The sequence below is a fragment of the Janthinobacterium glycogeni genome, from assembly GCF_051380725.1.
Taxonomy (GTDB): domain Bacteria; phylum Pseudomonadota; class Gammaproteobacteria; order Burkholderiales; family Burkholderiaceae_D; genus Janthinobacterium.
In genome coordinates this window covers 509,327-528,193 of the sequence record NZ_JBNYXP010000002.1, presented here as the reverse complement: position 1 = coordinate 528,193, position 18,867 = coordinate 509,327, and the positions used below count along the sequence as shown (strand labels likewise).

Below are 18,867 nucleotides of genomic sequence, written 5' to 3'. Positions count from 1 at the left end.
GGCTAGCCTGGATAAAGCGGCTGACAAAATGTTCAGGGCTAGGCGCCGTGCCGAAGGCAGTACGAATGTACGACGAGGCGCGGCAACAACGCCATGGACTTTTTGTCAGGCGCGTGGCGAGACGATATGCACGATCGCCGCGCTATGTATCACGATCTTGTCCGCATCTGCCTGTAACAAGCGGATACGGCGCTGCACCAGCGGCCAGCCCGACCAGGCCACGTCGCTGATCGGCGGCGCGGGCGGGGGCGCCAGCGGCGCGCTGATGGCGGCCTTGTCGTCGAGCTGCTCCAGCGCGCGCGACAGGGTCAGGCACACTTGCGTGTGACTGTGGCCGAGCAAGGCGTTGACGGGCGTGACGGGCAGCTGGCTGGTATGCCGGCCCAGGATCGAGCGCAGCGCCGCCACGTGGGCGACCAATAAGTAATTTTGCACGATGAACAGGTTGATGTCTTCCACGGCCCGCTGCTTGCTGGCCGGTTCATCGAGCATGCGCACCAGCGCCGAGCTGAGCGCGGCCAGGCTGTCCATCAGGCGCTTGCGCTCGATGCGGTAGGCGAAATCATCGAAGCATTTTCCCTGCAGCAGCGCGAAGCTGGCCTGCATATAGCTGAGGTTTACGTTGAGCACCTGGCGCACGAGGCGCGGCAAGCTCTGGTATTCCCAGTTGGCCAGCACAAAGCTGAACACGGTGGCGACGGCCGCGCCGATCAGGGTATCGATCAGGCGCTCGCTGACGAGGTTCGGGTTGCTGGGCGCCACCAGGTGCATTTGCAGCAAGATCATCAGGCTCACGGCGATGGCCGTGTAGCGGTAGCGCAAATAGATGAAGGTGGGCGTGGCCACGATGGAGAGGAACAGGATGGCCATCAGCACGATGTTGCTGTGCACGAAGCGGATCACGATGGCCGTGATGACGCAGCCGATGATGGTGCCGATGATGCGGTCGGCGCGGCGCTGGCGCGTCATGCTGAACGTGGGGCGCAGGATGATGACGATGGTCAAGACGATCCAGTAGCTGTGCGCCGCATATGGCAGCCAGTGGCCGATCAGCAATCCCACGGAAATGGCCATGGACACGCGCAGCGCGAAACGGAATACGGGCGAGTCCAGGCGCAGGTTAGCCAGCAGCGTCTTCAGTTCGTATTTCTGCTGCGACAGGAAGGGCGCCATGTCGGCGCCGCTCCAGAATGGCACGTCGGCAGAGACTTTTTGCGTCGCCAGGTGCAATTCCGCGATCATCTTCAGAATCGCGCGGATCTTGTTGCGCTGCGCGCGCAGGGTCGCCAGCGCTTCCTGCGCACCATCGCCTTTTGCGTGCAGGCGGGCAATCTCCGCTTCGATATCGGCCCATTCCCTGTCGTAGCTGATCTGCGCATACGAGGCGCGCTTGCGCGTGACGGCGTAGGCGACAGACTCGATGTCGCGCGCCGCCTTGTAAGCCAGGTCGTGCAAGGATTTCAGCACGTCGGAGTCAGCCAGGTGCTGGCGCAGCAGCGCGTAATCCGTGTGCGTGGAGAGGATCAGTTCATACAGATCGAGCATGCACACGTGGACTTGCACGACGATGGCGTCCTTGCTGTTCTTGTGGCTGCGCAAAATCAGGTCGCGCGACGCCTGCTGGCGGTCGGCCAAAATGCTTTGATGGCGCACCAGCTTGTTGAACTGTTCCGTCAAATTAAAACGCGTGTCGTAGAAATCGGCCTTGATGTCGATGTAGGCGGCTAACTCGAACAGGGCTTCGGCCAGCACTTGCTGCTTGATGCGGTGGCGCAAGACCCAGGCGATGGCCATGGCGTAGGCCAGATAGATGAGGCCCCCCAGCATGAACAGGCCCGCATGGTGAAACGATTGCTGCCACGTCATCTGGTGCTCCATCGACATGGTCATGATGAACAGGGCGGCCAGCTGCAAGGGCATGGATTTTTTGCCGTATACCACCATCATGCTGGCGAGGAAACTCACGAGCACGAGCACCGTCATTAACAGCCACTGCACGGGACCGCACAGGCTGATCAACAAGGTGACAGCGCTGCACAGCAGGACCGAGGCCAGCATCTCGTTGAACTTGTGGCGCAGCGGGCTGGGCATGTCCATCAGGGTCGTGCACAGGGCGCCGATGCATACCGTCATGGCGGTGGCGCTGTCGCTGATTTCCAGGGTCAGCAAGGTCAGGCCGACCAGGCCGATGGCCACGCGCAAGCCCAGGTAAAAATAATGGCTGTAGATAAAGGTGCGCAGGTTCAGTGCGTAGTGCATGGGATTACCTTGTGGGCAGGGCACAGAAAGAGGCGCCGCACCGGGGTCTCCGATGCGGCGCCAGGATGTTGCAGTCGCTACAGCCTTGATTTACATCAGGGCGATGACGGGATAGCGCCGCCATTCCGGCTCGGCAAAGCGCTGGCAGTTTTCAAAAATGAAGTCCAGCACGGCTTCCTGGTTGCTCAGCAAGGCCGGATTCGCTGCTTTCCAATCGGCAAACTTGGCCGCCAGCGCCGGCTCATCGCGCAGCAGTTCGGACGCCATGTCTTCGAATACGTAATCGGAAAACGCTTCCTTCTTTTCCAGCACGCTGTTGAAGAAGCCCCAGCGGAAGAAGCTGTCGTGCGCCTGCGGCTCCAGCGTTTCCACGGCGTAGCGGGCGTTGTCCTGGTCCAGGCTGATCACGTAGTCGCCCGCCTGCACGGTGAATTGTCCCGTGCGCGCTTCCAGTTCCACCGTGTCGTGGAACATGTGGCCTTCGTAGGAGGTGGCGCGCGTGCCGACATCGGTGATGTGGTAGTAGCGTGCCGTTAGCGTCTGTTCCGTGGTGATGCGGCTCATTTCAACGCCGTTCCAGCGCAGGCGCTCGATCACTTCGCGCCATGCTTGCGGCACGATGTAGGCTTTCGGCGCGGCCACGGTGACGTCGGCATCGAAGCGGTTGTAATACGCGATATCGCGTTCCCACGGCTGCGAGCGGTCGTAGGACAGGCGCTGGTAGTTGCCCAGGATACTCGGCGTGTACTGCGCCGCATAGCCCTTGAAGGGGAAGGTCGACGCTTGCTCTTCGTTCATGGTCCAGTGGATCGGCCATGCGGCTTGCGTGCGTCCCGCCGCCTTGGCCTGCGCGCGCAATTGCTGGATCTGTGCGCCATGTTGGACCGTGAACGCCATGGTGATGTCGAGCAGGGCGCGCATGGAGGCGTAGCGGTCGGCAAACGGTTTCAACATATGCGTTTCCGGCATGAAGCCGATGACGTGATGCAGGGCCGCAAAACCGGTCGAGAAACGGGGTACTTCGAGGAATTCGGCGATGCCGTGGTCGGGACTGTCCTTGACGGGATTGACGTAGGGGCAGGTGGGCCAGCCCGCCTGTTCCATCTGCGCAAAGATGTGCGGCAGCATGGTGTCTTGCAGGAAGGGGCCCAGGCCATTGCCCAGCTTATCCGTCTGCGTGTGGATCAGGGTCATCGTGTACGGGTAGTCGGCGCCGTTCGACGTGTGCGTGTCGACCATCACGTCCGGGTCCCAGCTGGCCAGCAGGCGGTTGAACACTTGTGCGTTGAGGCTGTCGCACTTGATGAAGTCGCGGTTCAAGTCCAGGTGGCGGCTGTTGCCGCGGAAACCGAATTGCTCCGGACCATCCTGGTTCACGCGCGAGGTATTGGCACGGTTCAGGCTGCCATCGACGTTGTAGATCGGAATGAACAGCAGCACGGTGCTGCCCAGCGCCGCCAGGCGTTCCGGCTGCGTGCAGAGGTCGCGCACGATGGCCATGCAGGCGTCGATGCCTTCCGGTTCGCCCGGGTGGATGCCGTTATTGTTGAAGAACACGGTGCGGCCCGCGCGCTTGATCTGCTCGCGGTCGAACACGCCGTCCGCGCTGACGACGCCAGCATGGATGGGTACGCCCGAATCGGACAGGCCGATCTGTTCGAAATGCAGCACCTGCGGGTAGCGTGCGGCGAGATCCTTGTAGAAAGTGATGCATTCCAGCCAAGTCGTGGTCTGGTTGTGGTTACCGAGTTCGTAGGTCGTGCGCAAGTCTGGTGGCATAGCGGTCTGAGTCTGGGAGGGGGAAGGCGCGCTGGGTAAGTACGCCCGCTAGGGGCCAATTGTAGCACCGGCGTTGGCGCCTTGATGCGCGGCGGAGGGCCCGGCTCGAACTTGTGTTATGAATACGTTTCACGCGCGAGGGGAGGCGGCATGGGCAAGACGGTGATGGCAGCGATGGCGGTGCTGGCGTGGTGCGCTTGCCTGGCGGCGCAGGCGGCGCCATTGCGCTTGCCAGCGGGCAAAGGGCCGGTGGCGCAGGGCGGGTCTGTCACGGCCGCCGCACAGGGCGCGCTGATACGCTACCGGGGCTGGCTGCTGGCCGTCGATGGGGCGGTGCCGCAAGAGCGGCTTGACCTCGTGCTGACGTCGGCCGATGTGCGCCAGGCGCCGCGGCTGCGCATCGGCGCCATGCAGCGCAGCTTGCCCGTATGGTCGGCGTTCGAGCTCGTCAAGGGCAACGCGCGCCTGCGCATCACGGCGCTGCCGGGGCCGGACGACATACCCGCGCTGCTGCTGGACTTTGGCGATGGCGATTACCGCATCGTGATTCCCGCCGCGCCCATCGAGCGGCAAGCCTATCCGCTGCTGGCGCAGCGCTTTCCGGGCGCCGACCTGGCCCTGCTGCTGCAGGATGGCCGGAGGGTGATGCTGCCGCTGGGAAGTGGCCGCGCGCACGTGTTTGGCGAGGAGCAAACCGTATCTTTCCGCTTTGCCAAGGTAAAACGCTAGGCAAAAAAAACCACTCCCGCAGGAGTGGCTCAGGGAACAACCGCCCGTTGCCGGGCTTATTAGTTGTTGTTATCCGCGAATTACTCGGCGCCCATTTCTTTCAGCAGGTTGTCTGCGTGGTCGATGTGTTTCATGTTCCACAGCATGTAGCGCAGGTCGACCTGGATCGAACGGGTGTTGGCCTTGTTATAGTCCCAATCGGAAATGATCGAGTCCAAGGTGCCATCGAATGCCAGGCCGATGAATTCGCCTTTGGCGTTCAGGGCAGCCGAACCGGAGTTGCCGCCGGTGATGTCCAGCGTGGCCAGGTAGTCGACCGGCACGGTTTTCAGCTTCGGATCGACGAATTTACCGAAGTCCTTGGCTTTGATCGCGGCCAATTGCTTCGCCGGCGCATTGAACTCGCCTTCGCCCGTGGCTTTGGCGGCGACGCCATTGACGGTGGTGAACGCGGTCCAGGTGGTGCCATCGGCGCCATGGTCACGGCCGGCAACACGGCCGAACGTCACGCGCAGGGTGCTGTTGGCGTCAGGATAGACGGCTTGGCCCTTGCTCTTCATGAAGGCGATTTTTGCTTTCATGTAGTTGGCGTAGGCTTGCTGGATCTTGCCGGCCAGTTCTTCGTCTTCCGCTTCGTTTTTCAGCGAATCCGGGTACATGGCGACGGCAGCCTGGATGAAGCTGTCCTTGCTGGCCTGGAATTCGGCTGGCGTGCGTTTCAGCCATGCCGCGCGTTCTTCCTTGTCGGCCAGCTTGCTGCCCGCATACAGTTTGTCCAGGGCGGCGGACAGCTCGGCTTGCGACATGCCATCCTTGATGCCGATGGCGGCGTCGAAGCTGGCACGGCGCTGTGCAGCCGGTTGCGCGGCGTACTTGGTCAAGCTGTTCAATACCAGCGCCTTGTCGACTTTTTCATCGTAGGTGCGTTCGACCGACGTGATGCTCGACGACAGACGTGGCAAATCGCGCGTCTGGTAGCCGGACTTGCGTTCCGTATCGGCCTTGGTGCCTTCGTTCGACAAACGGTACAGGCTGCGTGCCGTGCTCAGCAGGCGTGGCTGCGCATAGCTGAGGAAGAAATCGCGCTTGGTATCGGCATCGCGCTCGGCGATCAGCTTTTCCACTTGCTCGATGTCGCCGGCAAATTCCGCCTTGCGGGCAGGATTGGCGTTGACCCAGGTTTTCAGGGCTTCGTGTTCCGTCGTCTTGCGCGCCAGAAAGTCGCTGCCGGCGTAGGAATCGAGCATGCCCTGGCGGTTCTTGTAGTAATTGTTCACGCCAGCGACCTGACCCGCGTATTTCAGGGCAACATCCTTGTTGTCCTTGGTTTCGCGCGCGATGATGGCCAGGGTTTCACCCGATGCCTTCACGAAGGCCGGATAGTTCCAGTCGAACGTGAACGCCACTTCCGATGGCAGGCGGTGGCGGTTGGTGCGGCCCGGGTAACCCAGCGCCATGACGAAATCGCCTTCCTTCAAGCCATCCTTGGCCAGTTTCAGCACGTGTTTCGGCTGGTACGGCACGTTGTCCTTGCTGAAGTCGGCAGCTTTGCCGTCTTTGCTGACATAGGCGCGGTAGAAACCGTAGTCGCCCGTGTGGCGCGGCCACATCCAGTTGTCGGTGTCGCCGCCGAACTTGCCCACGCCGGCAGGAGGCGCGTGCACCAGGCGCACATCGCGGATTTCCAGTTGCTTGATCAGGTAGAACTCCAGGCCGCCGTAGTAGCTCGACACGGTGCAGCGGAAACCCGCTTCTTTTTCGCATTCGGCGACCAGTTTCTTCTGGTTTTTCTCGATCGCGTCGATGCGTGCCTTGCCTTGCAGCTTGGCCACATCGGCGGTGATGATCTTGTCGCTGACATTGGTCACGGCCGAGGTGACGAAGATGCGGCTGCCTGGGGCCGCCGGTAATTCTTCAGCGAACGTCTTGGCCAGGAAACCGTTGGCCAGCAAATCGCGCTCTTTGGTCGAATTGACCGCCACGCTGTTGTAGACGCAATGGTGGTTGGTGGCAACGAGGCCTTGCGGCGAGACGAACGACGCCGAGCAGCCGCCCAGGCTGACGATGGCGCCCATCGGGAATTCGGTCAGTTTGGTCAGGGTAGTCGGATCGAGTTTTAGTCCGGCGGCTTTCAGCTCCTTGGCTACTTGTGGCAGCTGTTGGGGCATCCACATGCCTTCGTCGGCGTGTGCGAAGTTGCTCAGGATGGCGAGCGCGATGAGAGATTTTTTCATTCGAGTTCTGTTCTTTTACATTGTAGGGAAGTCGGAATCAGCGGAGTACCCGCTGATTGTGCAGCGGGCGACATAGAGTATCCGTATCGAACCCACACTAGTCAATCACATTTTCCGGGAGGTATGTTCATAGGTGCTTGCTTGAAAGGTAATATTTTCGCTGATGCAGGGGCAGGAACCGACTGCCAACGCGCATTTTTCCATGCGGCCGCTGTGGTATTGTCCATACGTGTCCTACCGGCAATGAAAAATGGCCGGGCGCCTGCGCGGCCCGGCCACTTGCTGATGCGCTGCTGTTTGCCTGTTTAGCGTATTTTGCCGCGGCGTAAAAGATTGACGATGCCCAGCAGGATGACGGCGCCGAGGAACGAGACCAGCAGCGAAGCCAGACTGAAATTGTCGCTATTGATGGTGCCCGTACCGAACAGGGGCGCCAGCAGCCAGCCGCCCAGGAAGGCGCCGACGATGCCGACGACGATATTGAGGAAGATGCCCTGTTGTGCATTGGTTTTCATGACCATGCTGGCCAGCCAGCCGATGACGCCGCCAATAACGATCCAGATAATGAAATTCATGTGGTCCTCCGCGGTGGATAAGTGGGTGTGTCATGTCAGAACAACATCATGCCAATGGATAGTGATGCCGCACGATAGAAAAGTCCAGCGTATTCGCGTCGCGCATGCAAAAGCCCGCCTGGCTGCAGGCAGCGAGGCGGGCTTGCCCTGCGGAAAGGCCGTGTTTAATCGGCCTTGATCGCTTCGACCTGGATGGCCAGCTTGACCTCCGGCGAGAACGCCGGCATGCCGTAGTTCAGGCCAAAGTCGCTGCGCTTGAATTCCGCCGTGGCGTCGGCGCCGCACACTTCGCGCTTGTAGCGCGGGTGCATGATGCACTTGAACTTGCTCACGTTCAGCTTGACGGGCTTGGTCACGCCCAGCAAGGTCAGTTCGCCATCGACTTCCACCAGTTGCTCGCCGTTGAACTTGAACGACTTGCTTTTGTAGGTGATCTGCGGGAATTTCTCGACGTTGAACATGTCCGCTTTTTTCGCGTGCGTGTTCATGGCGTCCAGACCGAAATCGATCGAATCGGCATCGATGACCAGGTCCAGGCTGCCCGTCTTGGCGACGCGGTCCAGGGCGACCGTCCCCTTGGTCTTGTTGAATTTGCCGCGCCACACCGACATGCCCATGTGATCGGCTTCAAAGCTGGGGAAGGTGTGCGTCGGGTCGAGGTTGTAGGTGTCGGTGGCGGCCATGGCCGAACCCGCGCCGGCGGCTGCCAGCATGGCGATCATCAAGTGCGAAAATTTCATGCAGATCCTAAGGGTTGTGGGGTTGTTTTTTCTAACGCCTGAAAAACGTTCAGGGCAAGGCACCTTGCCGAAGGCCGTACGCACGTACGACGAGGCAAGAGCAACGCAGCCATGGACGTTTTCTCAAGTGTTACTGAGCAGCGACGTGGAATTTGATGGTGACCTCGTCGGCTACCATGCTCGTGTCTTTCCACTCGCCTTCGCCGATGTTGTAGGTCAGGCGCTTGATCGGCAGGGCGCCGTCAAACGCGTATTTGCCGCCGTCGGCTTTCACCGTCAGGGGGAAGGTCACGTCGGTGGTCTTGCCTTTGATGCTCAGCTTGCCGCTGACCGTCAGCTTGCCCGCGCCGGCGGCCTTGATGCTGCTCGAGACAAAGGTGGCTTTCGGGAACTGGGCCGAGTTGAACCATTCTTTCTTCGCCACTTCCTTGTTGTACTCGGGGTCGCCGATATCGATGCTGGCCGTTTCGATTTCCACCGATGCTTTCGAGGCATCCGGCGTGGCCGGGTTGTAATCGATGGCGATATTGAATTTCTTGAACTTCGCTTCCACGGGCACGTTCATTTGCTTGAACACGGCCGACACGCTGGTCTTGGCGGGATCGACTTTCAGCAGGGTGGCGGCGGTGGCGGCCACGGACAGGCCCAGCAGGGAAGCGAGGACGATGCGTTGGGTGGTTTTCATCTTATTTTTTTCCTGTAGTTTCATTGAGCAAGGGGAAGTCGATGTCAGGGCAGCATGCGCTTGAGCACGCCATCACGGTCGATGAACTGGTGCTTCAACGCCGCCAGCACATGGGCGGCCACGGCGGCTGCCATTGTCATGTTCAGAACATAATGAATCTCTTTTAAAAGCGGCTTAAGTTCCGGGTTCGGCGCCATGATGACGGGCAGCTGGAACAGGCCCAGGTAGACCACCGGCACGCCGGCCGCCAGGGTGTACAGGTAGCCGGAAACGGGCACGGCGAAGATCAGGATGTACAGCAGCACGTGCATGGCGTCGGCCGCCTTTTTTTGCCACGCGACCATGCTGGCAGGATGCGGCGGCGGTACGTTGGCCTTGCGCCACAGCAGGCGGATGGCGGCGATGGCCAGCACGGTCACGCCCAGCCATTTATGCCAGGAGAAATATTTGAGCTTGGTGGGCGTCAGGCCGGGAATGTCCGTCATGACCAGGCCCATGACGAAGGCGCTGATGATCAGCAGGGCGGTCAGCCAGTGCAGGATGATGGCGGTGGTGGTGTAGCGTTGCATCGGTGGCTTTCTTGAATGTAGTACGTGTTAGGACTAATTCGGCCTAATATACCAAAGAAAAGCAAATTGCGCTGCGTGCTGGAGATTCTACAAGAAAGATTGCCGGAAAAACCGCGGGGCGGGCAGCATTTATGTGCTGACCGCCCCGCAGGAGTGAGATCCGAAGATCCCCATGTGGAAACTGCTTAGATGGCTTTGGCCAATTGCGCCGCGATGCCGATGTAGTTGCCCGGCGTCATGGTCAGGAGCACGTCCTTGGCATCTTGCGGAATGGCCAGGCCATTGACGAAGGTTTGCAGCGCTTCTTTCGAGATGCCCTTGCCGCGCGTCAGCTCTTTCAGCTGTTCGTACGGGTTTTCGATGCCATAGCGGCGCATCACGGTTTGCACGGGCTCGGCCAGCACTTCCCAGGTCGCGTCCAGGTCTTGCGCCAGGCGCGCGTGGTTCACTTCCAGCTTGTTCAGGCCGCGCAGGCAGCTGTCATAGGCCAGCAGCGTGTAGCCGAGGCCCACGCCGATGTTGCGCAGCACGGTCGAATCGGTCAGGTCGCGCTGCATGCGCGAGACGGGCAGTTTTTCCGACAGGTGTTTCAGGACGGCGTTGGCCAGGCCCAGGTTGCCTTCCGAGTTTTCGAAGTCGATCGGGTTGACCTTGTGCGGCATGGTCGACGAACCGATTTCGCCCGCTTTCAGTTTCTGCTTGAAGTAGCCCAGCGAGACATACGTCCAGATGTCGCGGTTCAGGTCCAGCAGGATCGTGTTGGCGCGCGCGAAGGCGTCGAACAGTTCGGCCATGTAGTCGTGCGGCTCGATCTGGATGGTGTACGGATTGAAGACCAGGCCCAGGCGCTGTTCGATGACGGCCTTGGAGAATGCGGGCCAGTCGAAGCCTGGGTAGGCCGACAGGTGGGCGTTGTAGTTGCCGACGGCGCCATTCATCTTGCCGAGGATTTCCACTTGCTCGATGCGTTTCACGGCGCGCTGCAAACGGGCCACGACGTTGGCGAATTCCTTGCCCAGGGTGGTCGGGCTGGCCGTCTGGCCGTGCGTGCGCGACAGCATCGGCACGTCCGCATTGTCGTGCGCGATCTGCGTCAGCTTGGCCACCAGGCCGTTCAAGGCCGGCAGCATCACGCCATCGCGCGCGGCTTTGAGCATCATGCCGTGCGAAGTGTTGTTGATGTCTTCCGAGGTGCAGGCGAAATGGATGAATTCCGATGCCGCCACCAGTTCCGGCACGTCCGCCACTTGTTCCTTCAGCCAGTACTCGACGGCCTTGACGTCATGGTTGGTGACCGCTTCGATGGCCTTGATGCGGGCTGCGTCGGCTTCCGAAAAGTCGGCCGCCATCTTGTCGAGCAGGGCGTTCGCTTCGGCCGAGAAAGGCTTGATTTCGGCGAAGCCGGCTTGCGACAGCGCTTGCAGCCAGGAGATTTCCACTTTCACGCGGTGGTGCATGAAACCGGCTTCGGACAGGATCGGGCGCAGCAGATCGGTCTTGCTGGCGTAGCGGCCATCGAGCGGAGACAGGGCCGACAGCGTGGAATACGGAGTAGTAGAAGTCATGAGAGCGGACGCAAGTTAAAGAAACGGTTGGCGTGTGGCGCGCGGGGAGGGCAGGGCTATTGCAATACAGCAACACTGACGGCGCCACAGTAAAGGGCGATTTTACCACCGCTGGCCGCTGGCCAGCCGTCCATCGACCGCCGGCACGCCGCTTTTGGAGCGAATCCGGCGCCGATGCGGCGTGCCTGCCACACCCGCAGGGCCGCCGGGCGCGTGCCGCCAAACACGGCTGCCGCCGATGCTATACTGCTTACTGCTCCCTTACCTTAAAGTACCTATGAAACTGATCGGTTCCCTCGCCAGCCCGTATGTCCGCAAAGCCCGTATCGTGCTGGCGGAAAAAAAGCTCGACTATGTCTTCGAGCTGGAAAACGTGTGGGTGCCGGAAACCCGCATCGCGCAGGCCAATCCCCTCGGCAAGGTACCTTGCCTGGTGATGGAGGATGGCAGCACCTTGATCGATTCGAAAGTCATCGTCGAATACCTCGACACGCTCACGCCCGTGTGCAAGCTGCTGCCGGCCGGCGGCAATGGCCGCGAGCGCGCCGACATCAAGAACTGGGAAGCGCTGGCCGACGGTATCCTCGACGCGGGCGTGTTGGTGCGCCTGGAGCGCACGCAGCGTCCGCCCGAGCAGCAAAGCGCGGCCTGGATCGCGCGTCAGCTGGAAAAAGTCACCCTGGGCCTGGCGGCGCTGGAAGCACGCCTGGGCGAGAGCGCGTATTGCGCCGGCAAGAACTACACCCTGGCCGACGTGGCCGTCGGTTGCGCGCTGGGCTGGCTCAGCTTCCGCTTCCCGGAAATCGACTGGCGCGCGGACCATCCGGCGCTGGCGCGCCTGTTCGACAAACTGTCCGAGCGGCCATCGTTCAAGGACACCGCGCCGCAGTGAGCGTACGATGACCGGGACTGATTCGAAGGCGCAGCAACGCCTGCAGATGGCCGATATCGCGCGCCTGGCCGGCGTGTCGACGTCCACCGTGTCGCGCGCGCTGAGCGGCAGTTCGCTGGTCAACGAAGAGACGCGCGCGCGCGTCATCGCGCTGGCCCGTTCGCTCAAGTATTCCATCAATATCGGCGCGCAAAACCTGCGCCTGAAACAGAACCGCACGGTGGGCGTGGTGGTGCCGTATGACGCGGCCACGCGCCAGCACCTGTCCGACCCTTTTTTCCTCAGCATGCTGGGCAGCCTGGCCGATGCGCTGACGGAGCAGGGCTTCGACATGCTCATTTCGCGCGTGGATGCCGAGACGCTCGATGCGGCCGCCCAGTCCTTCGATAGCGGCCGCGTGATCGGCATCATCCTGATCGGCCAGTGGCGCCACCATGAACAACTGAACCAGCTGGCCGCGCGCCAGGTGCCCATCGTCGTGTGGGGCGCGCAATTGCCGCAGCAGCTGTATTGCACCGTCGGCGGCGACAACGTCGCCGGCGGCCGGCTGGCCACGGAACACTTGCTGGCGGCGGGACGCCGGCGCATCGCCTTCTTTGGCGACGCCAAGCTGCCCGAAGTGGCGCAGCGCCACCAGGGCTATGCGCAGGCGCTGGCCGCGCAGGGCCTGGCGCCCGACCCGCAACTGTACGTGGCCGGGTCCTTCCTGCCGCAGGGCGGCGCGACGGACGTGCAGGAACTGCTGGACCGTCACATCCCGTTCGACGCCATCTTTGCCTGCAGCGACCTGCTGGCCATGAGCGCCATCAACGCCCTGCGCGCGCGCGGCGTGGCCGTGCCGGAACAGGTGGCCGTGGTCGGCTACGACGATATCGAACTGGCCGCGTATTTCCATCCGCCTTTGACCACCGTGCGCCAGCCGATCCGCGCCGCCGGACGCGCGCTGGTGGCCTCGCTGCTGGCGCTGGTCGATGGCGCGCCTGCGCCATCGCAGCAATTGCCAACCGAGCTGATCGTGCGCGCCTCGGGTCGGTAAAGCGCGACTGCAACCGATTGCAGTAATTTCATATTTCCCCCTTTATTTCCATGCTGCGCAGCAGCATGAAAAAGCCTGTTTTCGTCTCAAACCCCGTCTGTTTCCCTCTTTGATGCCCGTAGTATTCTCTTAAAAACAACAACATTTCCATGTTGCAGTGCTCGATTGCAATCGATTGCAATAAATTCTTATTCGTTGAATAATGACGTACCGGCTCAGCCAGCGCGCCACGGCATGCGGCGGCCAGGACACATAACAAGCGGATACCTCGATGTATCGGCATACAACACTGGAGACAAGATGAAGACACGTACTGCTCAACGCGGCTGCATGGCCGCCGCCGTCACCCTGGCCCTTCTGCAATGGGGCGCCGCCCAGGCGCAATCGGCCGCCGCCCCCGCCGATGGCCTGAATCTGGAACGCATCGTGGTCACGGGCACCACCGGCGGCACGTCCAAAATGAAGTCGAGCAATTCCGTCAGCAGCATGGAGCTCGACACCATCCTGCACAACGCGCCGACCAGCGCCGCCGAAGTCCTGCGCTCGGTGCCGGGCTTGCGGGCCGAGTCCTCGGGCGGCGAAGGCAATGCCAACATCACCGTGCGCGGCCTGCCCATTTCCGCCGGCGGCGCGCGCTATGTGCAGATCCAGGAAGACGGCTTGCCCGTGCTGCAGTTCGGCGACTTCAACTTCACCACGCCCGACAGCTTCGTCAAGATCGATTCCACGCTCGACCACCTGGAAGTGGTGCGCGGCGGGTCGGCCTCCACCCTGGCGACCAATTCGCCGGGCGGCATCATCAATTTCATCAGCAAGAATGGCAAGGAGAAGGGCGGCAGCGTGGCCATCAGCCGTGGCCTGGGCTACGACCAGACGCGCGTGGACTTCGATTATGGCGCGCCGGTTTCCGAGCGCACGCGCTTTTTCATCGGCGGCTCCTGGCGCACGGGCGAAGGCATCCGCCACAGTGGCGTCAACAGCGAAAAGGGCGGTCAGCTCCGCGGCAATGTCACGCATGAATTCGACAACGGCTTCGTGCGCCTGTCGTTCAAGCACCTCGACGACCAGTCGCCCACGGCCCTGCCGGTGCCGGTCAGCGTGCGCAATGGCCGCATCGGGGAAATCGCCGGCATCGACCCGCGCAAAGCCAGCTTCTATTCGCCGTATTGGGTGCCCGACATGGTGCTGAACAAGGATAACCAGCGCGTGGCCACCCGCGTCAACGACGGCTTGCACGTCAAGAGCGATACCGTCGGCCTGGAAGCGTCGTTCAGGCTGGGGCAGGGCTGGAGCGTGAGCGAAAACTTCCGTTACGCCGACAATTCGGGGCGCTTCATCGGCGTCTTCCCGTCGAATAACGGCAGCGACGGCAGCTATGTGTTTGCCAGCGGCCCGAACCAGGGCAAGCCCTACTCCGGCCGCGCATTTTCCGCCGTGGTGTTCAATACCTCGATCGATGACGCCAGCAATACTCTGAGCGATACCAAGCTGGCCAGGACGTTTGTGTTCGACAGCGGCAAGCTGACCACCACGGCCGGCCTGTACCTGTCGCAGCAAAAGCTGGGCCTGACCTGGAACTTCAATGAATACCTGATGCAGGCCACGGGCGACCAGCCGACCCTGCTGCAGACGGCCAGCAGCACCCCAGGCTACATCGGCCCGGCCTTCGGCGCCTGCTGCTCGCGCGCCGTCGACATGGAGTACCGCACGACGTCGCCCTACCTGAACCTGGCCTGGGAAAGCGGCGCGCTGAATCTCGACGGCGGCGTGCGGCGCGACCGCCAGCATGCCAGCGGCACGGCCAACCAGGCTACCGGCGCGCAAGCCTACCTGCCGTCGACGGTGCAGCGGGTCGATTACACCGTGGGCCACACCTCGTACTCGCTGGGCGCGAACTACAAGCTGCAAACCAACCTGGCCGTGTTTGCCCGCGTCAGCGAAGGCGTGGCTTTCAATGCCGACCGCATCCTGTTCGGCACGCCGTTGGATGGCAGCGTGCCGGTGGCGATGAACACCGTGCGCCAGCTCGAAGGCGGCGTGAAATGGCGCCGTGGTCCCCTGAGCACCTTCGTCACCGTGTTCCAGGCCAAGACCAGGGAAAGCAATTACGAAGCGACCACCCAGCTGCGCACGGCCAACAGCTATGAAGCGAAGGGCGTGGAGCTGGAGGCGGCCTACAGCGCCGGTGACTTCCGCATCAATGGCGGCCTGACATTCACGGATGCCGAGATCACAGGCACGGCGGCGGCCGACGTGGCGCTGATCGGCAAGACGCCGCGGCGCCAGGCGCGCGTCGTGTACCAGATCGCGCCCACCTATGAATGGGGAGCCGCCACCCTGGGCGCCAGCCTGGTCGGCACGGGCAAGTCGTGGGGCGACGATGCGCACACGATCACCTTGCCGGCCTACCAGGTGCTCAACGCCTTCGTCAATTACCAGCTCACGCCGCAGATGCAGGTGGCGCTGACGGCGAACAATCTGCTCAACAAGATCGGCTATACGGAAGTCGAGGGCGATGGCCATGCGGCCCGCTCGATCACGGGGCGCGCCGTCAAGGTCAGCCTGAAATACGCATTTTAATAAGCAAGGATAGGATTCATGATGTCGATACGCAGCCCCCTGGCGCGCCTGCTGGCGCCGCTCCCCACGCACTTGCGCGACGATGTGGCGCGCCGCTATGCGCGCCAGGAGGCGGTCTTGCTCGACCGGCTGGGCAGCCTGTATGGCCAGCGGCCGGACTTTCTGACCTGGCTGGGCGACCTGATGGAAAGCGTGGGGCGGCTGCACGCGGCGCGCGCGCCGGCGCTGCTGCGCCAGGATGCGCAGCGCGAAGCGCAGCCGGACTGGTTTGTCAGCCAGTCCATGCTGGGCTACAGCGCCTACGTGCAGCGCTTCGGCGGCAGCCTGCAGGGCGTGGCGGCACGCATAGCCCACCTGCGCGAACTGGGCGTGACGTATCTGCATCTGCTGCCGTTTTTGCGCGCGCGCGCCGGCGAAAGCGATGGCGGCTTTGCCGTCGCCAGCTTCGAGGAAGTCGACCCCGCGCTGGGCAGCAATGCCGACTTGCTGGCGCTGACGGCGCAGCTGCGCGCGGCCGGCATCAGCCTGTGCTCGGACCTGATCCTCAATCACGTGGCCGACGACCATGCGTGGGCGCTGGGCGCCAAGGCGGGCGATCCGCTGCTGCGCGATTTTTTCCACACCTATCCCGACCGCGCGCAACCGGACCGCTACGAGCAGACCGTGGGCCAGGTCTTTCCGCAGGCGGCGCCCGGTAATTTCACCTTCGTGCCGGAGCTTCAGCGCTGGGTCTGGACCACGTTTTACCCGTATCAGTGGGATTTGAATTACGCCAATCCGGCCGTCTTCGCGGCCATGGCGGGCGCCATGCTGGGCCTGGCCAACAAGGGCATCGAAGTGTTCCGCCTCGATTCGACGGCCTTCCTGTGGAAGCGCGAAGGCACGGACTGCATGAACCAGCCCGAAGCCCACCGCCTGCTGCAAGCCTTGCGGGCGATTGCCGCCATCGTCGCGCCGGGCGTGCTGCTCAAGGCCGAAGCCATCGTGCCCACGCCCAAGCTGCCCGCCTACTTTGGCAGCGATGCCGCGCCCGAATGCCATATCGCCTATCACAGCAGCCTGATGGCCGCCGGCTGGGGCGCGTTGGCGGAGGAAGGCACGGATTTGCTGCGGCAGGTGATCGCCGCCACGCCGCCGTTGCCGCCGGCCGCAAGCTGGCTCAGTTATGTGCGCTGCCACGACGACATCGGCTGGAACGTGCTGCTCCATGAAGCGGGCGCGGACGGGCCGGCGCGCCTGGCGCGCATCGCGCAGTTCTTTGCCAGCACGCCGGGTACCGGCAGCTATGCGCGCGGCGCCGCCTTCCAGAGCAGCAGCGCCGACAAGGCGCATGGCAGCAACGGCATGGCCGCCTCGCTGGCCGGCCTGGAAAGCGCCACCACGGTGCAGGAGCAGGAATACGCGTTGCGGCGCCTGCTGCTGCTGCATGGCCTGGCCTTGAGCTTCGGCGCCTTGCCCGTGCTGTACATGGGCGATGAACTGGGCATGACCAACGATGACAGCTACACGCAGCGGGCCGACCGGGCGATGGACAGCCGCTGGCTGCAGCGCCCCGCGTTCGACGACAGCCTGCTGGCATGGCGCCACGATGGCGTGAGCGCCAGCGGCCGGCTGTATCTGGCGCTGCGCCAGCTGATCGACGTACGCGGGCGCTTGCCGGCCCTGGCCGCTGCCGCGCCGCGCAGCGTGCTGCCGGCCGATACGCCGGCCGTGCTGGCGCTGCTGCGCGGCGACGCCTTCCTCAACCTGAGCAATTTCAGCGGCGCCAGCCAGCGCTACACTTTGCCTGCGGGTGAATGGCGCAACAGTCTCGATGGCAGCGTGCTGGCCGGCACGGTAGGCCTGCAGCCATGGCATATGCTGTGGCTTGAACTGGAGCAGAAACGGGAGCAGGCATGAGCGACGCCAGCGCACTCCGTCCGCATCTGTCGTTCTGGCAGATCTTCAACATGAATGTCGGTTTTTTCGGCATCCAGTTCAGTTTTGGCCTGCAGCAAAGCAGCATGAGTCCCATCTACAAATACCTGGGCGCAGATGAAGCGAGCCTGCCTTACCTATGGCTGGCCGGGCCCATGACGGGGCTGCTCGTGCAACCGCTGATCGGCGCCATGAGCGACCGCACGGTGACGCGCTGGGGCCGCCGCACGCCCTATTTTCTGATCGGCGCCATCCTGTGCAGCCTGGGCCTGCTGGCCATGCCGTTCAGTCCCACCCTGTGGATGGCCGCCAGCCTGCTGTGGATACTCGACGCGGCCAACAATGTGACGATGGAGCCGTACCGTGCCTTTGTCAGCGATAAGCTCGACAAGAAGCAGCACTCGCTGGGTTTTCTCACGCAAAGCGCGTTTACGGGGCTGGGGCAAACGCTGGCCTACCTGACGCCGTCGCTGCTGGTCATGCTGGGCATGAACAAGGACGCCGTCAATGGCAGCCATATTCCGCACATCGTCATCGCCGCCTTCCTGATCGGCGCCGTGTTCTCGCTCGCCTCGGTGCTGTGGACCCTGAAGACGACGCCGGAAAATCCGCTTACGGCCGCCGAGCTGGCGGCCATCCGCAGCCGCCCGCCGGGCTGGCGCCACACGCTGGCCGATATCGGCGCGGCCCTGCGCGACATGCCGCCGACGATGAAGCAACTGGCCCTCGTCAACCTGTTCCAGTGGTACGCCCTGTTCTGCTACTGGCAGTACATCGCGCTGTCGCTGGCGGCGACCCTGTTTCACACGACGGATCCGGCGTCGCAAGGCTTCCGCGACGCGGGCCTGCTGAACGGGCAGGTGGGCGCCTTCTACAATTTCGTGGCCTTTGTCGCCGCCTTTGCGCTGGTGCCGTTTACGCGCCGGTTCGGCCCCAAGCGCATGCACAGCCTGTGCCTGTGCGCGGCCGGCGTGGGCATGCTGAGCATCCCGCTGATCCACAGTCCGGCGCTGCTGTTGCTGCCCATGCTGGGCGTGGGCCTGGCCTGGGCCAGCATCATGGGCAATCCCTACATCATGCTGGCCGGCTGCATTCCGCCCGAGCGCACGGGCGTCTACATGGGTATTTTTAATATGTTCATCGTCATTCCGATGATCATCCAGATATTCACCCTGCCCCTGTATTACCGCAGCTGGCTGGGCGGCAATCCGGAAAACGTCATCCGGCTGGCCGGCGCCCTGCTGCTGTGCGCGGCGGTGGCGGTGCTGTTCGTCAAGCTGCGCCCGTCGCAGGCCACAAAGACTTGA

15 protein-coding genes are annotated in these 18,867 nt (G+C 62.7%); 6 read left to right on the top strand and 9 right to left on the bottom strand.

The window, feature by feature from the left end; all coding sequences use genetic code 11:
* Nucleotides 1-105 precede the first annotated feature (105 nt).
* On the bottom strand, nt 106-2,259 hold the full coding sequence (locus ACQ4W4_RS07985; protein ID WP_436541495.1) for an FUSC family protein: 2,154 nt from the start codon (nt 2,257-2,259) through the stop codon (nt 106-108).
* 90 nt (nt 2,260-2,349) lie between these two features.
* Nucleotides 2,350-4,038 carry a M14 family zinc carboxypeptidase gene (locus ACQ4W4_RS07980; RefSeq protein ID WP_436541494.1) on the bottom strand — a complete coding sequence of 563 codons (1,689 nt, stop codon included), beginning with the start codon at nt 4,036-4,038 and terminating at the stop codon, nt 2,350-2,352.
* A 150-nt stretch (nt 4,039-4,188) separates the two neighbouring features.
* Here ACQ4W4_RS07980 and ACQ4W4_RS07975 point away from each other — a divergent pair, with 150 nt between their 5' ends.
* The gene (locus tag ACQ4W4_RS07975; RefSeq protein WP_436541493.1) at nt 4,189-4,767 is read left to right on the top strand and encodes a hypothetical protein; all 579 of its coding nucleotides are present in this window, start codon (nt 4,189-4,191) and stop codon (nt 4,765-4,767) included.
* Between the two features lie 80 nt (nt 4,768-4,847).
* On the opposite strand, the gene ACQ4W4_RS07970 is transcribed toward ACQ4W4_RS07975, so the two are convergent.
* The 6 genes from ACQ4W4_RS07970 to purB all read right to left on the bottom strand — a co-directional run bounded on the left by ACQ4W4_RS07970 (nt 4,848) and on the right by purB (nt 11,135).
* The gene (locus tag ACQ4W4_RS07970) at nt 4,848-7,001 is read right to left on the bottom strand and encodes a S46 family peptidase (RefSeq protein ID WP_436541492.1); all 2,154 of its coding nucleotides are present in this window, start codon (nt 6,999-7,001) and stop codon (nt 4,848-4,850) included.
* A gap of 305 nt (nt 7,002-7,306) precedes the next feature.
* A complete protein-coding gene (locus tag ACQ4W4_RS07965) occupies nt 7,307-7,576 on the bottom strand; it encodes a GlsB/YeaQ/YmgE family stress response membrane protein (RefSeq protein ID WP_034778894.1) in 270 nt (89 codons plus the stop codon).
* A gap of 164 nt (nt 7,577-7,740) precedes the next feature.
* Nucleotides 7,741-8,316: a YceI family protein gene (locus ACQ4W4_RS07960; protein WP_436541491.1), complete on the bottom strand. Its 576-nt coding sequence runs from the start codon at nt 8,314-8,316 to the stop codon at nt 7,741-7,743.
* A gap of 130 nt (nt 8,317-8,446) precedes the next feature.
* Nucleotides 8,447-9,001 carry a YceI family protein gene (locus tag ACQ4W4_RS07955; RefSeq protein ID WP_436541490.1) on the bottom strand — a complete coding sequence of 185 codons (555 nt, stop codon included), beginning with the start codon at nt 8,999-9,001 and terminating at the stop codon, nt 8,447-8,449.
* Between the two features lie 44 nt (nt 9,002-9,045).
* The gene (locus ACQ4W4_RS07950; RefSeq protein WP_092712036.1) at nt 9,046-9,570 is read right to left on the bottom strand and encodes a cytochrome b; all 525 of its coding nucleotides are present in this window, start codon (nt 9,568-9,570) and stop codon (nt 9,046-9,048) included.
* A gap of 185 nt (nt 9,571-9,755) precedes the next feature.
* Nucleotides 9,756-11,135, bottom strand: coding sequence for an adenylosuccinate lyase (purB, locus tag ACQ4W4_RS07945; protein WP_436541489.1), 1,380 nt, complete (start codon nt 11,133-11,135; stop codon nt 9,756-9,758).
* 277 nt (nt 11,136-11,412) lie between these two features.
* On the opposite strand from purB, the gene ACQ4W4_RS07940 reads away from it, so the two are divergent.
* Nucleotides 11,413-12,027 carry a glutathione S-transferase N-terminal domain-containing protein gene (locus tag ACQ4W4_RS07940; protein WP_152250657.1) on the top strand — a complete coding sequence of 205 codons (615 nt, stop codon included), beginning with the start codon at nt 11,413-11,415 and terminating at the stop codon, nt 12,025-12,027.
* Between the two features lie 7 nt (nt 12,028-12,034).
* Nucleotides 12,035-13,063 (top strand): LacI family DNA-binding transcriptional regulator, encoded by a 1,029-nt coding sequence (locus tag ACQ4W4_RS07935; RefSeq protein WP_226939465.1) that lies wholly within the window; start codon nt 12,035-12,037, stop codon nt 13,061-13,063.
* 28 nt (nt 13,064-13,091) lie between these two features.
* Here ACQ4W4_RS07935 and ACQ4W4_RS07930 read toward each other — a convergent pair whose 3' ends face one another.
* A complete protein-coding gene (locus ACQ4W4_RS07930) occupies nt 13,092-13,346 on the bottom strand; it encodes a hypothetical protein (protein ID WP_436541488.1) in 255 nt (84 codons plus the stop codon).
* 17 nt (nt 13,347-13,363) lie between these two features.
* Between ACQ4W4_RS07930 and ACQ4W4_RS07925 the strand changes: the two genes are divergently transcribed.
* The 3 genes from ACQ4W4_RS07925 to ACQ4W4_RS07915 are packed head-to-tail and all read left to right on the top strand — an operon-like array spanning nt 13,364 to nt 18,867.
* Entirely contained in the window at nt 13,364-15,643 is a 2,280-nt protein-coding gene (locus ACQ4W4_RS07925) for a TonB-dependent receptor (protein ID WP_436541487.1), read from the top strand.
* Nucleotides 15,644-15,661: 18 nt separating this feature from the next.
* Entirely contained in the window at nt 15,662-17,542 is a 1,881-nt protein-coding gene (locus ACQ4W4_RS07920) for an alpha-amylase family glycosyl hydrolase (RefSeq protein ID WP_436541486.1), read from the top strand.
* Nucleotides 17,539-18,867 (top strand): MFS transporter, encoded by a 1,329-nt coding sequence (locus ACQ4W4_RS07915; RefSeq protein WP_436541485.1) that lies wholly within the window; start codon nt 17,539-17,541, stop codon nt 18,865-18,867. Before ACQ4W4_RS07920 ends, ACQ4W4_RS07915 begins: the two co-directional genes overlap by 4 nt.